Annotated in this window: 14 protein-coding genes; 8 read left to right on the top strand and 6 right to left on the bottom strand. The window is 64.4% G+C overall.

All coding sequences use genetic code 11. The features are described 5' to 3' along the window. Positions 1-21 precede the first annotated feature (21 nt). The 5 genes from ACM6UT_RS13060 to ACM6UT_RS13040 all read left to right on the top strand — a co-directional run bounded on the left by ACM6UT_RS13060 (position 22) and on the right by ACM6UT_RS13040 (position 5,341). Entirely contained in the window at positions 22-765 is a 744-nt protein-coding gene (locus ACM6UT_RS13060; RefSeq protein ID WP_416797927.1) for a FadR/GntR family transcriptional regulator, read from the top strand. Positions 766-849: 84 nt separating this feature from the next. Next, positions 850-2,211, top strand: coding sequence for a bifunctional UDP-N-acetylglucosamine diphosphorylase/glucosamine-1-phosphate N-acetyltransferase GlmU (gene glmU / locus ACM6UT_RS13055; RefSeq protein WP_416797781.1), 1,362 nt, complete (start codon positions 850-852; stop codon positions 2,209-2,211). A 110-nt stretch (positions 2,212-2,321) separates the two neighbouring features. Next, complete coding sequence (gene glmS, locus ACM6UT_RS13050; protein ID WP_416797780.1) at positions 2,322-4,148, top strand: glutamine--fructose-6-phosphate transaminase (isomerizing); 1,827 nt, start codon at positions 2,322-2,324, stop codon at positions 4,146-4,148. Next, complete coding sequence (locus ACM6UT_RS13045) at positions 4,145-4,648, top strand: GNAT family N-acetyltransferase (RefSeq protein WP_416797779.1); 504 nt, start codon at positions 4,145-4,147, stop codon at positions 4,646-4,648. The genes glmS and ACM6UT_RS13045 overlap by 4 nt, the downstream gene beginning before the upstream one ends. A gap of 9 nt (positions 4,649-4,657) precedes the next feature. Next, complete coding sequence (locus ACM6UT_RS13040) at positions 4,658-5,341, top strand: DUF502 domain-containing protein (RefSeq protein WP_416797778.1); 684 nt, start codon at positions 4,658-4,660, stop codon at positions 5,339-5,341. 45 nt (positions 5,342-5,386) lie between these two features. Here the strand turns inward: ACM6UT_RS13040 and recG are convergent, their stop codons facing one another. Next, the gene (recG, locus tag ACM6UT_RS13035; RefSeq protein ID WP_416797777.1) at positions 5,387-7,492 is read right to left on the bottom strand and encodes an ATP-dependent DNA helicase RecG; all 2,106 of its coding nucleotides are present in this window, start codon (positions 7,490-7,492) and stop codon (positions 5,387-5,389) included. 98 nt (positions 7,493-7,590) lie between these two features. Between recG and ACM6UT_RS13030 the strand changes: the two genes are divergently transcribed. After that, positions 7,591-7,908, top strand: coding sequence for a succinate dehydrogenase assembly factor 2 (locus ACM6UT_RS13030; protein ID WP_416797776.1), 318 nt, complete (start codon positions 7,591-7,593; stop codon positions 7,906-7,908). Beyond that, positions 7,905-11,411, top strand: coding sequence for a transcription-repair coupling factor (mfd, locus tag ACM6UT_RS13025; RefSeq protein WP_416797775.1), 3,507 nt, complete (start codon positions 7,905-7,907; stop codon positions 11,409-11,411). Before ACM6UT_RS13030 ends, mfd begins: the two co-directional genes overlap by 4 nt. Here mfd and ACM6UT_RS13020 read toward each other — a convergent pair. The 3 genes from ACM6UT_RS13020 to ACM6UT_RS13010 form a co-directional block, all read right to left on the bottom strand. Further along, positions 11,402-12,352 (bottom strand): DMT family transporter, encoded by a 951-nt coding sequence (locus ACM6UT_RS13020; RefSeq protein ID WP_416797774.1) that lies wholly within the window; start codon positions 12,350-12,352, stop codon positions 11,402-11,404. The two genes, mfd and ACM6UT_RS13020, sit on opposite strands and share 10 nt — an antisense overlap. 59 nt (positions 12,353-12,411) lie before the next feature. Then, positions 12,412-13,083 (bottom strand): DsbA family oxidoreductase, encoded by a 672-nt coding sequence (locus ACM6UT_RS13015; protein WP_416797773.1) that lies wholly within the window; start codon positions 13,081-13,083, stop codon positions 12,412-12,414. A 135-nt stretch (positions 13,084-13,218) separates the two neighbouring features. Continuing rightward, positions 13,219-15,024 (bottom strand): extracellular solute-binding protein, encoded by a 1,806-nt coding sequence (locus tag ACM6UT_RS13010; RefSeq protein ID WP_416797772.1) that lies wholly within the window; start codon positions 15,022-15,024, stop codon positions 13,219-13,221. A 269-nt stretch (positions 15,025-15,293) separates the two neighbouring features. Between ACM6UT_RS13010 and ACM6UT_RS13005 the strand changes: the two genes are divergently transcribed. Beyond that, positions 15,294-15,935, top strand: coding sequence for an invasion associated locus B family protein (locus ACM6UT_RS13005; RefSeq protein ID WP_416797771.1), 642 nt, complete (start codon positions 15,294-15,296; stop codon positions 15,933-15,935). 79 nt (positions 15,936-16,014) lie between these two features. Here ACM6UT_RS13005 and hspQ read toward each other — a convergent pair whose 3' ends face one another. Together hspQ and ACM6UT_RS12995 are read right to left on the bottom strand one after the other, a co-directional pair. Beyond that, on the bottom strand, positions 16,015-16,344 hold the full coding sequence (hspQ, locus tag ACM6UT_RS13000; RefSeq protein ID WP_416797770.1) for a heat shock protein HspQ: 330 nt from the start codon (positions 16,342-16,344) through the stop codon (positions 16,015-16,017). A 109-nt stretch (positions 16,345-16,453) separates the two neighbouring features. Further along, positions 16,454-17,374, bottom strand: a complete 921-nt coding sequence (locus ACM6UT_RS12995) for a DMT family transporter (protein WP_416797769.1) — start codon at positions 17,372-17,374, stop codon at positions 16,454-16,456. Between the last annotated feature and the right edge of the window lie 228 nt (positions 17,375-17,602).

The raw sequence follows: 17,602 nt of genomic DNA, 5'->3' as shown, positions 1-17,602 counted from the left end.
GAATGTCGCTTGCCGAGTGAAATGCCTGATGCCATGGGGCTCGTCCGCCGAAAGCACACGAGCCACCGGCAAGTTGTCGAGGAAATTGGCAGGGCCATTGTTTCTGGCGGCTTTCCGGTTGGTAGCGTCCTTCCCGGAGATCCCGAGCTGGCGAAGCGTTTCCAGGTCTCGCGCACGGTGCTGCGTGAGGCGATGAAGACGCTCGCCGCCAAGGGACTCGTCGTCCCCAAGGCGCGAATCGGAACCAGGGTCACCGATCGCCAGTTCTGGAACATGTTCGACGGCGACATCTTGACGTGGCATTTCGAGGCGGGCGTCAGCGAGGAATTCCTCCTCAATCTCTACGACATCCGCGAAGCTTTCGAGCCGGCTGCCGCCGCGCTCGCGGCAGAGCGGGCGAGTCCGGAGCAGATCGTCCTCTTGCGTCAGCTCGCCGAAGCTCTCGGCAACCCGGACCATACGACCGAAAGCCTTGCCTTCGCGGATTTGCGCTTCCACCTTGTGCTTGCGACAGCGTCGCGGAACCCGTTCATGCGGACCCTGGGAAGCCTGATCGAGGCTGCGCTTATCGGCGTTTTTCGCATATCGTCGGGCTCGCCTGACGGTCACCGCGCTGCCGAAGTGCGCGCCTCCCACATGGCGATCGTCGACGCGATCGCCGCCCGTGACGGTGCGGCCGCGCGCCTTGCCATGGAAAAGGTGATTCAGGTCGGCCGCGACCGTGCCCGGGAGACCTTTTGCGAAGAGGCGGTCGGCTCTTCCTGATCTTCTTTCGATTTCGACACTCTTGCGAGCTTTCCGGACTGCGTCTAGGGATGTCTCCCGAAGAGTGCGTTTCCGGAGAGCTACATGGCCCGCAGTTGTCTCGCTGTCATCCTCGCCGCAGGTGACAGCACCCGCATGAAGTCGTCGGTATCGAAGGTGCTTCACCCGGTGGCGGGGCGGCCGATGATCGCCCATGTGGCGGCCGCGGTCGCAGGAGCCGGGATCAGCGATGTCGCGCTGGTGGTCGGACGCGACGCGGAGGCCGTCGAGAAGGCAGCCGCGGTCGATGGTCTTCGGGTCTCTTCCTTCATTCAGAAGGAGCGGCTCGGAACCGGACACGCCGTACTTGCCGCGCGCGAGGCGATCGCAAGAGGTTATGACGACATCCTGGTCGCCTATGGCGACGTGCCGCTGATCACGGACGGGCCGTTCGCGGCAGCGCGAGCCGCCCTCGCCGAAGGCCACGATGTTGCGGTCATCGGCTTTCACACCGCCCAGCCGACAGGTTACGGACGCCTGCTCGTCGAGAACGGCGAGCTCGTCGCGATTCGTGAGGAAAAGGATGCGACCGACGCCGAGCGCGCCGTCACCTGGTGCAACAGCGGCCTGATGGCGATCGACGGTCGCAAGGCGCTCGCGCTGCTGGAGCGCATCGGCAACGACAACGTCAAACGGGAATTCTACCTGACTGACATCATCGAGATCGCCCGGTCGCTCGGGGGCAAGGCGGTCGCCGTCGATGCCTCGGAAGAGGAGCTCTCCGGCTGCAACAACCGCGCTGAACTCGCGCATCTCGAGCGTCTGTGGCAGCAGCGCCGGCGCCGCGAAATCATGCTTTCGGGCGTCACGATGATCGCGCCCGAGACGGTCTTCCTTTCCTACGACACCGAGATCGGACAGGACGCAGTGATCGAGCCGAACGTCGTCTTCGGTCCCGGCGTCACCGTCGAGGCCGGCGCCGTCATTCATGCCTTCAGCCATCTCGAGGGCGCTCGTGTTGCCACCGGCGCCACCGTCGGCCCGTTCGCACGGTTGCGGCCGGGCGCACATCTTGCGGAAGGGGCGAAAGTCGGCAATTTCTGCGAGGTCAAGAAGGCGGAAATCGGAGCCGGCGCCAAGGTGAACCACCTGACCTATATCGGCGACGCCTTCGTCGGCGCCGGCAGCAACATCGGCGCGGGTACCATCACCTGCAACTATGACGGCGTGAACAAGTTCGAGACCCGGATCGGCGCGGGTGTCTTCATCGGCTCGAACACGGCGCTCGTCGCACCGGTCTCCGTCGGCGACGGTGCCTACGTCGCCTCCGGCAGCGTGATCACCGAAGACGTGCCCGCCGACGCGCTCGCGCTCGGCCGCGCGCGGCAGGTGGTGAAGCCGGAGCGGGCAAAGCAGATCCGCGAGCGCAATCTCGCGATCAAGGCGGCGAAGAAGGCAAAAGGCTGATCGCTCAGACTTGCGTAACGCGGCGAAACCGAAAGTGACCGCGACGCCGATTGCGAAAGACCGGAAAGTGGCTAGGACTGGCTTCGCGATGAAACCAGACGGAGAACTATATGTGTGGCATTGTCGGAATTGTCGGTAACAAGCCGGTCGCGGACCGCCTTGTCGATGCGTTGAAGCGGTTGGAATATCGCGGGTACGATTCGGCCGGTGTCGCGACGATCGACAATGGCGTGATGGATCGCCGCCGCGCCGAAGGCAAGCTTTTCAACCTGGAAAAGCGCCTTGCGGACGAACCGCTCGGCGGCAATATCGGCATCGCACATACGCGCTGGGCGACCCACGGCGTTCCGAATGAAACCAATGCCCATCCGCACTTCGTCGAAGGCGTCGCGGTCGTCCACAACGGCATCATCGAGAACTTCGCCGAACTGCGCGAGGAGCTTGCCCGCGAAGGAGCCAAGTTCACCACCCAGACCGATACGGAAATCGTCGCCCAGCTGATCGCGAAATACCGCCGCCAGGGGCATGACAATCATGCGGCCATGCTTGCCATGCTGAACCACGTCACCGGCGCATACGCGCTGGTCGTGATGTTCGAGAACGATCCGGACACAATCATGGCCGCCCGTTCCGGGCCGCCGCTCGCGATCGGCTTCGGCAAGGGTGAGATGTTCCTTGGTTCCGACGCGATCGCGCTTGCGCCGTTCACCAATGACATCGTCTACATGGTCGACGGCGATTGCGCCGTCATCCACCACGACAGCGCGGAGATCACCGATTTCTCCGGCAAGCCGGTCGAGCGCCCGCACCAGATTTCCCAGGCGAGCGCCTTCCTCGTCGACAAGGGCAATCACCGCCACTTCATGGAAAAGGAAATTCACGAACAGCCGGAGGTGATTTCCCACGCGCTGTCGAACTACATCGATTTCCACAGCCAGACGGTCCGCCTCGACGAGACCGCGATCGATCTCGGCAAGGTGTCGCGCCTTGCGGTCTCCGCCTGCGGAACGGCCTATCTCTCCGGCCTCGTCGGCAAGTACTGGTTCGAACGCTATGCGCGGCTGCCGGTCGAGATCGATGTCGCCTCAGAATTCCGCTATCGCGAAATGCCCCTCTCGAAGGACGATGCCGCACTCTTCATCTCGCAGTCCGGCGAGACCGCCGATACGCTCGCCTCGCTGCGCTATTGCAAGGAGCAGGGCCTGAAGATCGGCGGCATCGTCAACGTCAAGGAATCGACGATCGCGCGCGAGTCCGACGGGGTCTATCCGATCCTCGCCGGTCCGGAAATCGGCGTCGCCTCCACCAAGGCCTTCACCTGCCAGCTCGCGGTGCTGGCCTCGCTCGCGATCGGCGCCGGACGTCGGCGCGGCACGCTGACCGAGGCGGAAGAAAAGCAAATGGTGCGCAGCCTGTCGGAGCTGCCGCGCATCATGAGCGGCGTTCTCAACGACATCCAGCCTCAGATGGAAAGCCTCGCGCGCGAGCTTTCGAAGTTCCATCACGTGCTCTATCTCGGCCGCGGCACCAGCTATCCGATGGCGCTCGAAGGCGCGCTGAAGCTCAAGGAAATCTCCTACATCCACGCCGAGGGTTACGCCGCCGGCGAGCTGAAGCACGGACCGATCGCCCTCATCGACGAGAACATGCCGGTCATCGTGATTGCGCCGCACGACCGTTTCTTCGAGAAGACGGTGTCCAACATGCAGGAAGTCGCCGCCCGCGGGGGGCGGATCATCTTCATCACCGACGAGAAGGGGGCCGCCGCCTCGACGCTGCCGACCATGGCGACGATCGTCCTGCCGAACGTCGCCGAGCTCATCGCGCCCATGGTCTTCGCCCTGCCGGTCCAGTTGCTCGCCTATCACACGGCGGTCTTCATGGGCACCGACGTCGACCAGCCGCGCAACCTCGCAAAGTCGGTGACTGTCGAGTGATCTTGCGACCCGAGCGCCCCGGCGACGAGGCAGTGATCGGCGCCGTCACGGCTGCTGCCTTCGAGGGGCATCCGCACAGTGACGGCAGTGAGCCGCGCATCATAGAAAGACTGCGAGCGGCAGGCGTCCTGACGCTCTCCCTGGTGGCGGAGGAAGAGGGCGAGGTGGTCGGCCATGTCGCTTTCTCGCCCGTCACCTTTTCCGGCGGCGAACAGGGCTGGTTCGGCCTCGGGCCGATTTCGGTGCGGCCGGACCGGCAGGGGCAGGGGATCGGCAGCAATCTTGTCCGTGAGGGCCTCCGTCGTCTGCAGGAGGATGGCGCGATGGGCTGCGTGCTCGTCGGGGAGCCGGCGTACTACCAGCGCTTCGGATTCAGTACCGAGCATGATCTCACGACGCCCGGCGTTCCTCGCGAATATTTGCTCGCTCTGCCCTTGAATGACCCGGTCCCATCCGGCATTGTCGCCTTCCACCCCGGTTTCTTTGGCGATGCAGCATAGCGGCGACCGATGAACGATCTCCCGGAGAAGATGTCACTGGCGGCACGGCTGAGAAACAACTTTCTCGCCGGCTTGATCATCTGCGCGCCGGTTGCGATCACCATCTGGCTCACCTGGTCGTTTATCCGTTGGGCCGACAGCTGGGTGAAACCCTATATCCCGAGCCGCATCGATCCCGAGAGCTATCTGCAGTTTGCGATCCCGGGCTTCGGTCTGCTGATCGCCGTCGTGTCGATTACCCTGATCGGATTTCTCGGCAAAAACCTGATCGGCCGTTCCGTCGTCGATTTCTCCGAGCGCGTCCTCCACCGCATGCCGCTGGTGCGCACGCTCTACAAGAGCCTGAAGCAGATCTTCGAGTCCGTGCTGAAGGACCAGTCGTCCTCCTTCAAGCGGGTCGGCCTCGTCGAATTCCCGAGCCCCGGCATGTGGGCGGTCGTTTTCATCGCCACGGATGCCCGCGGCGAGATCGCCGCCCGGCTCAACGAGGATGGCCGCGAAATGGTCGCCGTCTTTCTGCCGCCGACGCCTGTTCCGACCGCCGGCTTCCTGATGTTCGTGCCGCGCGACCGCATCAAGCTTCTCGACATGACGCCGGAGGAAGCGGCGAAGCTCCTGATCTCCGGCGGCCTCGTCATGCCGGACTACAAGCCGCGCAGCGTGGAAACCGTCTTTCCGGTCTGGAAGCCCTGAAACGACCGGGATTAGTCGGCTAAGGACCGTTTCCGCCGACAGCTTTCACCCGGCTCTAAGGAAGCGGATCGCCTCGTCGCGCCGGAAGAGATAGAGCAAGATGCGCAGCGCCCGCCCGCGCTCCGAGACGAGATCCGCATCCTTCTCCAGAATGTAGGCAGCGTCCTTGTGCGCCGTTTCCAGAAGGTCGCCGTGGTGTTCGAGGCTCGCGAAGCGGAAACCCGGCGTGCCCGATTGCCGCGTGCCGAGGAGTTCGCCTTCACCGCGCAGCTTCAGATCCTCCTCGGCGATCAGGAAACCGTCCTCGCTCTCGCGCAGGATCGAAAGCCGGGCGTGACCCGTCTCGCCGAGCGGCGCCTTGTAGAGGAGAATGCAGCTCGAGGCCTCCGCGCCGCGCCCGACGCGGCCGCGCAACTGGTGAAGCTGGGCGAGGCCGAACCGTTCCGCATGCTCGATCACCATGATCGTCGCGTCCGGCACGTCGACGCCAACCTCGACCACCGTCGTCGCAACGAGGACACGGGTTTCGCCGTTCTTGAACGCCATCATCGCGGCGTCTTTCTCCGCTCCGCTCATGCGACCGTGAACGAGCCCGACATCCGCCCCGAGCGCCTGCGTCAGAATCGCGTGGCGCTCCTCCGCCGACATCAGCTCCGTCACGTCCGACTCCTCGACGAGCGGGCAGATCCAGTAGGCTTTCTTGCCCTCACGGACCGCACTTCTGAGCCGGTCGATGATCTCGTTGGTGCGTTCGGAAGGCACCGTCACCGTCTGGATCGGCTTGCGGCCCGCCGGCTTCTCCGTGAGCTTGGAGACGTCGAGATCGCCGAAGGCGGCAAGGACGAGCGTGCGCGGGATGGGGGTTGCTGTCATCACCAGCATGTGCGGCGAAATCCCCTTGGCGGTGAGCCGCAGCCGCTGGTGCACGCCGAACCGGTGCTGCTCGTCGACGACGGCGAGCTGCAGGTTGCGATAGCTCACCGTCTCCTGAAAGAGGGCGTGCGTGCCGATGACGATCTGGGCCTCGCCGCTCGCGATCTTCTCGAGGATCGCCTCGCGTTCGCGGCCCTTGGTGCGGCCGGTCAGGACAATGACGGACATTCCGGCCGCCTCCGCGAGCCGCGAGATGGTCGCGTAGTGCTGCCGCGCCAGAATTTCCGTCGGTGCCATCAGCACCGCCTGGCCGCCGCTCTCGACCGCCGCCGCCATCGCAAGCAGCGCCACCAGCGTCTTGCCGGCGCCGACGTCGCCCTGCAGGAGACGGAGCATGCGGGTCTGCCCCGCCATGTCCTTCAGGATATCGGCGACCGCCTGCTGCTGGCCGGCGGTCAACGAGAAGGGAAGGGCGGCGAGAATCTTGTGACTGATTGCCCCCGTCGCATGGACCGGGGAGCCCGCCACCCGGCGCAGCCTCTGTCGCACCAGCGCCAGCGACACCTGGCCTGCGAGGAATTCGTCATAAGCAAGCCGCCGCCGTGCAGGTGCCTGCGGTTCGACATCGGCCGCATCGCGGGGATTGTGGAGCCTCAGGAAACTCGCCTTCGGACCCTCGAAACCTTGCCGCTGGACGAGCGGCGGGTCGATCCATTCGGGAAGCTCGGGGAGGCGCTCCAGCGCGCCCTCAATCGCCTTGCGCAGCACCTTGGGCGAGAGCCCGGCGGTCAGCGGATAGACGGGTTCGACGCGCGGCAGGCTCTCTGCCTCGCTCGCCTTCACCACATAGTCCGGATGCACCATCGAGGGGCGGCCATTGAACCAGTCGACCTTGCCGGACACCATCACCGTCTCGTCGACAGGAAATGTCTTTTCAAGCCACGGCCCCTTGGCATGGAAGAAGGTCAGCGCCAGTTCGCCGGTGTCGTCGTGCAGGAAGACGCGGTAGGGCACGCTCCTGTTGCCGCGCGGCGGCGGCTGGTGGCGGTCGACGCGGCCGGTGACGGTGACGATCGCACCCTGCGGAGCGAGCGCGATGCCGGGTTGGTAACGCCGGTCGATCAGCCGGTGCGGCGCCAGCATCAGGAGGTCGATCACCCGGCAGTCGTCGGCCTCCTCGCGCCCGAGCAGCGTGGCGATCAGGCCGGCGAGCTTCGGCCCGACGCCGGGAAGCGAAGCGACGGGTGCGAACAGGGGATCGAGCAGGGTGGGGCGCATGGTGGCTGCCAAAATGCGACGATAATTACGTGCTTGGCAAGGCTGACAATACCGATCCCAGGGGCTATAGAGGCGCATCAACAGGAAGGGATGCCGAAATGACAGGATTGACCCGCACCAGCGCCGATCTCGACCCGCGCCGCCGGCGCATCCTTTTCCGTTGCTGGCACCGCGGCATCCGCGAAATGGACCTCGTCCTCGGCCAGTTTGCCGAACAGGCGCTCGCCGACCTCTCCGACGCCGAACTCGACGAACTCGAAAAGATCATGGCCGAAGAGGACAACGATCTGGTGAAATGGATCACGGGTGCGGAAGCTGTCCCCGAGCGCCATCGGACACCGCTCTTCGAGCGCATCGCCGCCTGTCGTCCGGACTTCTCGCCGGTCACCATGGAACCCACCGGAAAGGCAGAATGATCTCCCTCTTCGACGCCAGGACGATCGCGCGGGCCGAAACCGCACTGACGCTTTCGAGCGTGCCGGACGGCATGGACGCCTTCCTGATCGCGGAACTCGCGCGGCAGGGCCGCCCCGTCGCCTACGTGCTTTCCGACGGCCAGAAGCTCGCCGACATCGAGCAGGTACTCTCCTTCGCCGCGCCGGAAATTCCGGTGCTGACGCTGCCGGCCTGGGACTGCCTTCCCTATGACCGCGTCTCGCCGAGCGCCGACGTCTCCGCCCGCCGCCTGACCGCGCTCGGCGGCCTCATCGCCCATCGCCGCAAGCCGCACCCCAGCGTCGTCCTCGTGACGGTCAATGCGATGCTGCAGCGGGTCGCCCCGGCCGACGTCATCGAGAGCCTCGCCTTCTCTGCCCGCCCGGGCAACCAGATCCGCATGGACGACGTTGCCTCGCGGCTCGAACGCAACGGTTTTGAACGGGTCGCGACGGTCCGCGAGGTCGGCGAATTCGCCGTCCGCGGCGGCATCCTCGACGTCTTCGTGCCCGGTGCAGAAGAGCCGGTGCGTCTCGATTTCTTCGGCGACACGCTGGAATCGATCCGCTATTTCGATCCGGCGAGCCAGCGCACGACGGGGCAGGCCCGTTCCCTCGACCTCAATCCGATGAGCGAGGTGACGCTGACGCCGGAAAGCATCGCCCGCTTCCGCAAGAACTATCTCTCGCTCTTCGGCGCCGCCACCCGCGACGACGCGCTCTATGCCGCCGTCTCGGAGGGACGCCGCTATGCCGGCCTCGAGCACTGGCTGCCGCTCTTCCACGACCATCTGGAAACGGTCTTCGACTACCTCGATGGCTTTCTCATCGTCACCGATCACACCGTTCGCGAGGCTGCCGAGGAACGGGCAAAGCAGATCCGCGACTATTACGAGGCGCGCGTGCAGTCAGGCGAGCCCGGCAAGGGCCACCTTTCGCAGGGCACCCCTTACAAGCCCGTGCCGCCCGAGCGGCTCTACCTCAGTGCCAAACAGTTTGCCAATGCGCTCGATGCTGTGGCGCCGGTCCGCATTTCGCCCTTCGCCGAACATGAGGGTGAAACGCGGAAGGTGGTGGAGATCGCCGCCCGCCCGAGCCCGCGCTGGGCGAAGACCGCCGTCGACGCTGCCGAGGGCAATCGCGTCAACGTTTTCGACCAGGCCGTCCGCTACATTGCAGACAAGCGCGCCTCGGGCGCCAAGGTGCTCGTCGCCGGCTGGTCGGACGGCTCGCTCGATCGCCTCTGCCAGGTGCTTGCCGAGCACGGGCTCGAAAAGCTGGTTCCGGTCAAGTCGCTGAAGGACGTCGACACGCTGAAGAAGGGCGAGGGCGGTGCCGCTGTCCTCAGTCTCGAAGGCGGGTTCGAAGCGGGCGATCTCGTCATCGTCGGCGAGCAGGACATTCTCGGCGACCGCATGGTGCGCCGCTCCAAGCGCCGCAGGCGCGCCGCCGACTTCATTTCCGAGGTTGCGGGTCTGGACGAGGGGGCGATCGTCGTCCATGCCGAACACGGCATCGGCCGTTTCGTCGGCCTGCGCACCATCGAGGCCGCCGGCGCGCCGCATGCCTGCCTCGAACTGCTCTACGCCGACGACGCAAAGCTCTTCCTGCCCGTCGAGAACATCGACCTTCTGTCGCGCTACGGCTCGGAAGGCAGCGACGCCCAGCTCGACCGCCTCGGTGGCGGCGCCTGGCAGATGCGCAAGGCGAAGCTCAAGCGCCGCCTGCTCGACATGGCCGACGGACTGATCCGCATCGCCGCCGAGCGGCTGACGCGGTCCGCGCCGGTGCTGACCACGCAGGAGGGCCTCTACGACGAGTTCGCCGCCCGCTTCCCCTATGACGAGACCGAGGACCAGATGAACGCCATCGAGGCGGTGCGGGGCGACCTCGGTGCCGGCCGGCCGATGGACCGTCTCGTCTGCGGAGACGTCGGCTTCGGCAAGACCGAAGTGGCGCTCCGCGCCGCCTTCGTCGCCGCGATGAACGGTATCCAGGTCGCCGTGGTCGTTCCGACCACCCTTCTGGCGCGCCAGCATTTCAAGACCTTCTCCGAGCGCTTCCGCGGCCTGCCGATCCGGGTTCAGCAGGCATCCCGCCTCGTCGGCAGCAAGGAGCTCAACCTCGTCAAGAAGGAAGTGGCGGAAGGCAAGACCGACATCGTCGTCGGTACTCATGCGCTTCTCGGTTCCGGCATCAAGTTCGCCAATCTCGGCCTCCTCATCATCGACGAGGAGCAGCATTTCGGCGTCAAGCACAAGGAACGGCTGAAGGAACTGAAGTCAGACGTCCATGTCCTGACGCTCTCGGCGACCCCGATCCCGCGCACGCTCCAGCTTGCAATGACGGGCGTTCGGGAGCTTTCGCTCATCACCACGCCGCCGGTCGACCGCATGGCCGTCCGCACTTTCGTCTCGCCCTTTGATCCGCTGGTGATCCGCGAGACGCTGATGCGCGAGCACTATCGCGGCGGCCAGAGCTTCTACGTCTGCCCGCGGCTTTCCGACCTCGCCGACGTGCAGGCTTTCCTGCAGTCGGACGTGCCGGAGCTGAAGGTCGCCGTCGCCCACGGCCAGATGGCTGCCGGCGAGCTCGAAGACATCATGAATGCCTTCTATGACGGCCGCTACGACGTGCTGCTCTCGACCACCATCGTTGAATCGGGCCTCGACGTGCCGACCGCCAACACGCTGGTCGTCCACCGTGCCGACATGTTCGGGCTCGCCCAGCTCTACCAGCTGCGCGGCCGCGTCGGCCGTTCGAAGGTCCGCGCCTTCGCGCTGCTGACCCTGCCGGTCAACAAGGTGCTGACTTCGTCGGCCGAACGTCGCCTGAAGGTGTTGCAGTCGCTCGACACGCTCGGCGCAGGCTTCCAGCTCGCGAGCCACGATCTCGATATCCGCGGCGCCGGCAATCTGCTCGGCGAGGAACAGTCCGGCCACATCAAGGAAGTTGGCTTCGAGCTTTACCAGCACATGCTGGAAGAGGCGGTCGCCGAGGTGAAGGGCGTGGACGTCGTCGAGGATACCGGCTGGTCGCCGCAGATTTCCGTCGGCACCTCCGTCATGATCCCTGATGACTACGTGCCGGACCTGCACCTGCGCCTCGGCCTCTATCGCCGCCTCGGCGAACTCACCGAACTCGGAGAGATCGACGCTTTCGGCGCGGAGATGATCGACCGCTTCGGCCCGATGCCGGCGGAAGTCCAGAGCCTGTTGAAGGTCGTCTACATCAAGGCGCTCTGCCGCAAGGCGAATGTCGAGAAACTCGAGGCAGGCCCGAAGGGCGTCGTCGTCCAGTTCCGCAACAAGGAATTCCCGAACCCGGCGGCGCTCGTCGGCTACATCGCCAAACAGGGCACGATGGCGAAGATCCGCCCCGACCAGAGCGTTTTCCTCACCCGCGACCTGCCGACGCCGGAAAAGCGGCTCGCCGGTGCTGCGATGGTCATGACCCAGATGGCCGAACTGGCGCGTCAGCCCTGACGGTCGAGATCAGCCTGCGTCTCGGGCTCGGACGAAAGTGCGGCCTGCGGCGCTGCGGCGAGCGAGGGCGGCAGCGGCACGCCGCGCTGGCGTTCGCGGATGACGGTCAGAAGTCCCGAGCCGACGATCAGCACGATGCCGGCGAACATCGGCATATCCAGGCGGTCGCCGAAGAGCACGTAGCCGAAGAGCACCGCCCAGATCATCTGGCTGTACTGGATCGGCCCGACCACCGCCGCCGAGGCATAGAAGGAGGCGACCATCAGCAGCACGTTGCCGACCGTCGCGAGGATGCCGAAGGACGTCAGCAGCGCAAAGTCGTGCGCCGATGGCCAGACGAATCCGGGCACCATGAGCGCTCCGGAAATCAGCAGGCTTCCGAGAAAGCCGGCACCATAGAGCGACACGCTCTTTTCGGCCGGGCCGACCGCCCTGTAGATGACGATGGAAACGGCGCCGGTGAAGCCGGAAACGAGCGCCGTCAGGTGCCCGAACGACAGCTCGCGGAAGCCCGGGCGCAGGACGATCAGGACGCCGAGGAAGCCGATGATGACCGCCGACCAGCGCCGTGGACCCACCTTCTCCTTGAGGAAGATCACCGACAGGATCGTGGCGAAGGAGGGCAGCAGGAAGATCAGGCTGAAGGCCTCGGCCATGCTGAGTTCGGTGAAGGCGATGATGCTGCCGACAGTCCCGATCGCCGAACAGACGAATCGCAGGAGCCAGAGCGGCCGGTTGGTCGTGCGCACGAGGTCGGACCAGCGGTCGCCCTTCTTCAACAGGAAGGGAACCGCCAGAAGACCGAAGCAGGAACCGAAGAAGGCCGCTTCGAGCGGCGGCACGCGGCCGTCGATGAGTTTCACCGAAGCGTCGCTGATGGCATAGGCGACAAAGCAGACGAAGGCGATCAGGACGCCTTTGAGGGTGGTGTCTTGGGACAAGGGGGGATCTTCCGGGGAGAGACGCGACGCTCTCTGGATAGGTCCCTTACTGACCGCCGTCAATTCAGTTTTCGCTGATCCTCGGCTTTCAGACGGGCAATGTCCCGGAGCGCGTTAGCGAGTATCTCTGGTGTTTGCGCGCCGCTGACGGCATATTTCTGGTCGAAGATGAAGAAGGGCACGCCGTTCACGCCCATCTGCTGGGCCGCATCGATCTCGGAAAGCACGTGCGCCTTGTCGGCGTCGCCTTCCAGCAGTGTCGCGATCACCGCACGGTCGAGCCCCGCCGTTTCGGCGATGTCGAGCAGAACGGCGCGGTCGCCGACATTGCGGCCCTCCTCGAAATTCGCCTTGAACAGCGCCTGGACGACGCGCTGCTGCGCCTCGCGGTCCTCCGTGCCGGCCCAATGGATCAGCCGGTGGGCGTCGAGCGTGTTCGGACCGATCCTGATCGCATCGAAGTCGAAGGCGATGCCCACCTCGCGTCCGAGCGCCTTCAACTGCTCATGGGCGCGGTCCATGTTCTCCTTGCCGCCGAGCTTGCGGGCAAGCTCGGCCTCCTGGTCGACGCCTTCCGGCGGGTAGTCGGGATTGAGACGGTACGGGCGCCAGTTCACATCGACGGAAATTTCGTCCTGCACCTCGGCGATTGCGAGGTCGAGGCGCGCCTTGCCGAGGAAGCACCAGGGGCAGACGACGTCCGAGACGATGTCGATGGTGATGCGCTGCATGGGGCGTCCTTTCGGTGATCTTCAGTGGCGGAAGAAATCTGTTCCCGCCACTTAGGGCCAAGCGACGCTCGCTTCAAGGCGTTACCTTTCGGGAACCACCCGGAAAAGCGAGAGGAAAGGACGAGTCAGGCGCCGTCACTGCGCCCGCGCATCCCACCAGGTCGGCAACTGGTAGCCGTAGAGCGGAACCTGCTCGGGCCGGGCAATACGCTTCCAGTGCGCCACCCACTGTTCCCCGAGGTGATAGAGCGGCACGACATAGTGGCCGTCGACCAGCAGGCGGTCATAGGCGCGCACCGCCGCCTGGAAATCCTCCTGGGTGCGCGCATTCATCAGCGCGTCGATCATCCGGTCGATGTCCGGATCGGCCACGCCCGCATAGTTGAAGCTGCCCTGCGCATCCTTCGAGGCTGATCCCCAGCGGTTGACCTGTTCCGCCCCCGGCGACAGCGACGAGGTGTAGGCCTTGATAATCATGTCGTAGTCGAAGCTGTTCGAGCGTGCCTGGTACTGCGCGTCGTCAACCGTGCGGATCGCCATCTCGACGCCGATCATCTTCAGCGCCCGCTGGAAGGCGACGGCCATCTTCTCCTGGCCGGCGTTCTGGGTCATCACTTCGAAGGCGAGCGGCTTGCCTGAGGCATCCACCATCTTGCCGCCCTTGATCGTATAGCCGGCCTCCTTGAGCAGGCCGACGGCGTCGCGCAGCACCTTGCGGTCGCTTCCGGACGCATCCGTCACCGGCATGGTGTAGGTGCCGGCGAGGATTTCCGGATCGATCTTGTCCTTTGCCGGCCCGAGGAGCGCCAGTTCGCGCTCGTCGGCGGCGTTGCCGTAGGCACCGAGCTTCGAATTCTGCCAGAAGCTCTGGGTGCGCTGGAATGCGTTGTCGTAGAGCGTCTTGTTCATCCACTCGAAATCAAAGGCGAGCGACAGCGCCTCGCGCACCCGCACGTCGGCGAAGATCGCCCGACGAGTGTTGAAGACGAAACCGAGCATGCCTGAGGGCAGGCCGGGCTTGAACACTTCCTTGACGACGTCGCCCTTCTGTACGGCAGGGAAATCGTAGGCGCGGCCCCAGTGATTCGCGTCGCCGTCGGGGTAAACGTCTACGTCACCCTTCTTGAAAGCTTCGAAAAGCGTCGAATCCTGCAGGAAGTAGGTGACGGAGATTTCATCATAGTTGTCGAGGCCGACCTTGGAGGGAATGTCCTTGCCCCAATAGTCCGGGTCCCGCTGCCAGACGATCCTTTCGCCGGGTTGGATCGACTTGATCTTGTAGGGACCGGAGGCGACCGGGATCGCAAGCGAGGTCTGCTCGAAGGTCGCCGGATCGACCGCGTGCTTCGGCAGGATCGGCATCGACAGTGCCAGGATCAGCGGCGTCTCGCGATTGGCCTTCTCGTTGAAAGTGAAGCGCACGCTGCGCTCGCCGACCTGCTCCATCTTGGAGACGACATCGAGGCGCTTGTTGTAGGGTGGGCGACCCTTTTCGGCGAGCAGCTTGAAGGAGAAGATGACGTCTTCCGCCGTCACCGGCTTGCCGTCGTGCCAGTGCGCCTTGGGATTGAGGTTGAACTGGATGAAGCTGCGCTCCTCGTCCCATTCCACGCTTTCGGCAAGCAGGCCGTAGAGCGAGAACGGCTCGTCGCTCGAGCGCTGCATCAGCGCCTCGTAGAAGAGATTGCCGTATTCCGGGTCCCACACGCCGCGTGCGGTCGTGCGCATGCCCTTGATGGCGAAGGGGTTGAGGCTGTCGAAGGTCCCGACGACGCCGTAGGAAATCTTGCCGCCCTTCTTCACTTGCGGATTGACGTAAGGGAAGTGCGTATAATTCGACGGCAACGCCACCTGACCATGCATGGCGATGCCGTGAACGGGCTCGGCCTGAGCCAGTCCGGAAAAGCCCAGGAAGAGGAGGAGAAGAAGAAGGCGGCGCACGTCGATTCCTTTCGGCTGATGTCGGATTCGCGGGCGGAGGCTACCACGAAGACCATAAAACCAACACATCAGGCGGCCAATTTCGCCCGGCGACGCAAGGAAGGCCCAAAGAAGGGCTGGAATTTCGACGTTGCCCGATGTAACAGGTGTGACCAGGTAGCCAAGGTCATGTATTTGCCTCATTTGAACGACAGGTGACTGGCAGCACGACCGAGCGGTGCCGTACCGTGAGTGCGGTTCGGGATTGGTTTTCAGGAGACGGAATTCGTATGATGCTTAAAGCAAACAAAGCCACGCGGGCTGTTCTTTCCGCGCTTGTCCTCACCATCGGCACGGCCGCCGTTCCCGCGGTTTCGGCTGCACAGGATGCAGGCGCCGCCCCGAATGCCGCTCCGCCGAAGTGGTTCAAGACCTGCCAGAAGCAGGAGGACAACGACGTCTGCGTGGTGCAGAATCAGCAGCTCGCCCAGAATGGTCAGCTCCTGACCGCCGTCGGCCTTATCAGCGTCGAAGGCAAGATCAACCGCAAGATCCTGCAGGTCACCGTTCCGACCGCCCGCCTCATCCCGCCGGGCATCATGATGCAGATCGATGGCGGCAAGGGCCAGAAGCTCGACTACGCCGTCTGCCTGCCCGACCGCTGCACGGCCGAAATGCCGCTGACCGACGCGGTCATCGCGAGCCTCAAGAAGGGCAATGAGGTGGTCTTCACCTCGATCAACTTCCGCCGCGCGCCGAACCCGATCAAGATTACGCTCGAAGGCTTCACCGGCGCCTATGACGGCGAGGCGATGTCGCAGTCGCAGGCCGAGGAGCGCCAGCGCCTCCTGCAGGAAGTCATGCAGAAGAAGACCGACGAGAGCCGCAAGGCACTCGAGGCCGCCCAGGACAAGGCGAAGACCGGCAACTGATCGCCGAGAGAGCATCAAAGGAAAAGGCCCGGTCTCCCGGGCCTTTTTTCGTTCGTATCGCCGTGCGGCCGGCGATGGTCTAGTGGGCGAAGTTGACCCGCGGCTTGTAGCGGCCCGCCTGCTCCATGACGAAGATCTGGTTCACTTGCGGATTGCGCAGCGGAACCTCGCTGTCGTCGTGTTCCAGGTTCTGCTCCGAAACATAGGCGACGTACTCCGTCTCCTCGTTCTCCGCGAGCAGGTGATAGAAGGGCTGGTCCCTGTTCGGCCGGACTTCCGCCGGTATCGAGTTCCACCATTCTTCCGAATTCGCAAATTCCGGATCCACATCAAAAACGACGCCCCGGAACGGAAAGAACTTGTGGCGGACGACTTCCCCGATGCCAAATTTTGCGTTGCTCTGTTTCATGGCGTGAACATCCTTTCCTCCAAGAAATTGGGGTCGAGGACGTCGATAATCAAGGGTTTAGGGTGAAAACCGTTCAATGTGCGACAAACCCGTGTCGCGCATCGTTCAGTCAGGATCGGCGCCTGACCGGTGCAGTGGCAAGCATCAGCCCGCCCGTCACCAGCACGATGCCGACGGCGTGATAGCTCTCGAAGTGCTCGCCGAGCAGGATGACCGCCATGACGATCGAGGTCGGCGGCATCAGGTAGAGCGTGACACCCGCCATCGCCGGACCGAAGACGCGCACCGCGTGCTGAAAGCAGTAGAAGGCGGCGAGCGAGGCGAAGGCAATGATCCCGGCAAGCTTCGTCCAGTCGCTCGTACTGTCGGGCAAAAGGCCGCCGGTCACCACCTCGTAGAGGGCAGGCGGCAGGAGTACGATCGCGCCGGAAAAAGCGAGCAGGCCGAAGAGCGGCAGCGGCGGCATCGCCGCGGCGTCCGGATGCCGCAGCAAGAGCGAATAGAGCGCGAAGGCAATCGCGGCGACGAGAATGCCGAGGTCGCCGACGTTGAAGGTGAAGCTTGTCGCCGCCGACCAGTCGCCCTTGAGCACGATGACGGCGACGCCAGAAAAGGCGATCGCCATGCCGAGCAGTTCGCCCGGTCGAATGCGGCGCCCCTGCAGCAGCCATTGCAAGAGGATGATGAAGAGCGACGAGGTGGTGTAGATCAGCGTCGCGTTCGAGGCGGTCGTCAGCGTCAGCGCCCAGTAGACGAAGCCGCCGCAGATGCCCATGCCGAGAAAGCCGAGCACCAGCCAGATCGCCGTGTGCTGGCGCACGAAGGCGAGGCAGGTCCGCCGCTCGGCATAGACGAAGGGAAAGATGATGATCGCCGAACCGAACCAGCGCAGGAAGGCAGTTGTGAAGGGGGCGATCTCGCCGGTGATGCCGCGGCCGAAGATGAGGTTGCTGGAGAAGAAGACCGGCGCCAGGAAGTAGAGAAGCCAGTCGAGCGCCCGCGGTTGCGCGGCCGTGCTGCGGTCAGTCATCGGAACTCCGGAGAAGAACGGAAGGCGGTGCGCCGGTGGCGCGGGCAGGCGATTCTCGAACCGGCAGCCTATCGCGCTCTACATCGCGAGAAAAGGCGACTTCTCGGATTGTTTCCTAAACGGAGACATGAGGAAAATACCTCTCCATATTGTTTTAAAATAAAAAAAAGCCGGCGACGCATAACGTCGCCGGCTTGTTCGTCCTCCGGCCCGAGGGCCGGAGGAAAC

The sequence above is a fragment of the Ciceribacter azotifigens genome, assembly GCF_048159625.1.
Classification (GTDB): Bacteria; Pseudomonadota; Alphaproteobacteria; order Rhizobiales; family Rhizobiaceae; genus Allorhizobium; species Allorhizobium azotifigens.
The sequence above is the reverse complement of the archived record's forward strand: the minus strand, read 5'-3'. Positions and strand labels throughout refer to the sequence as shown.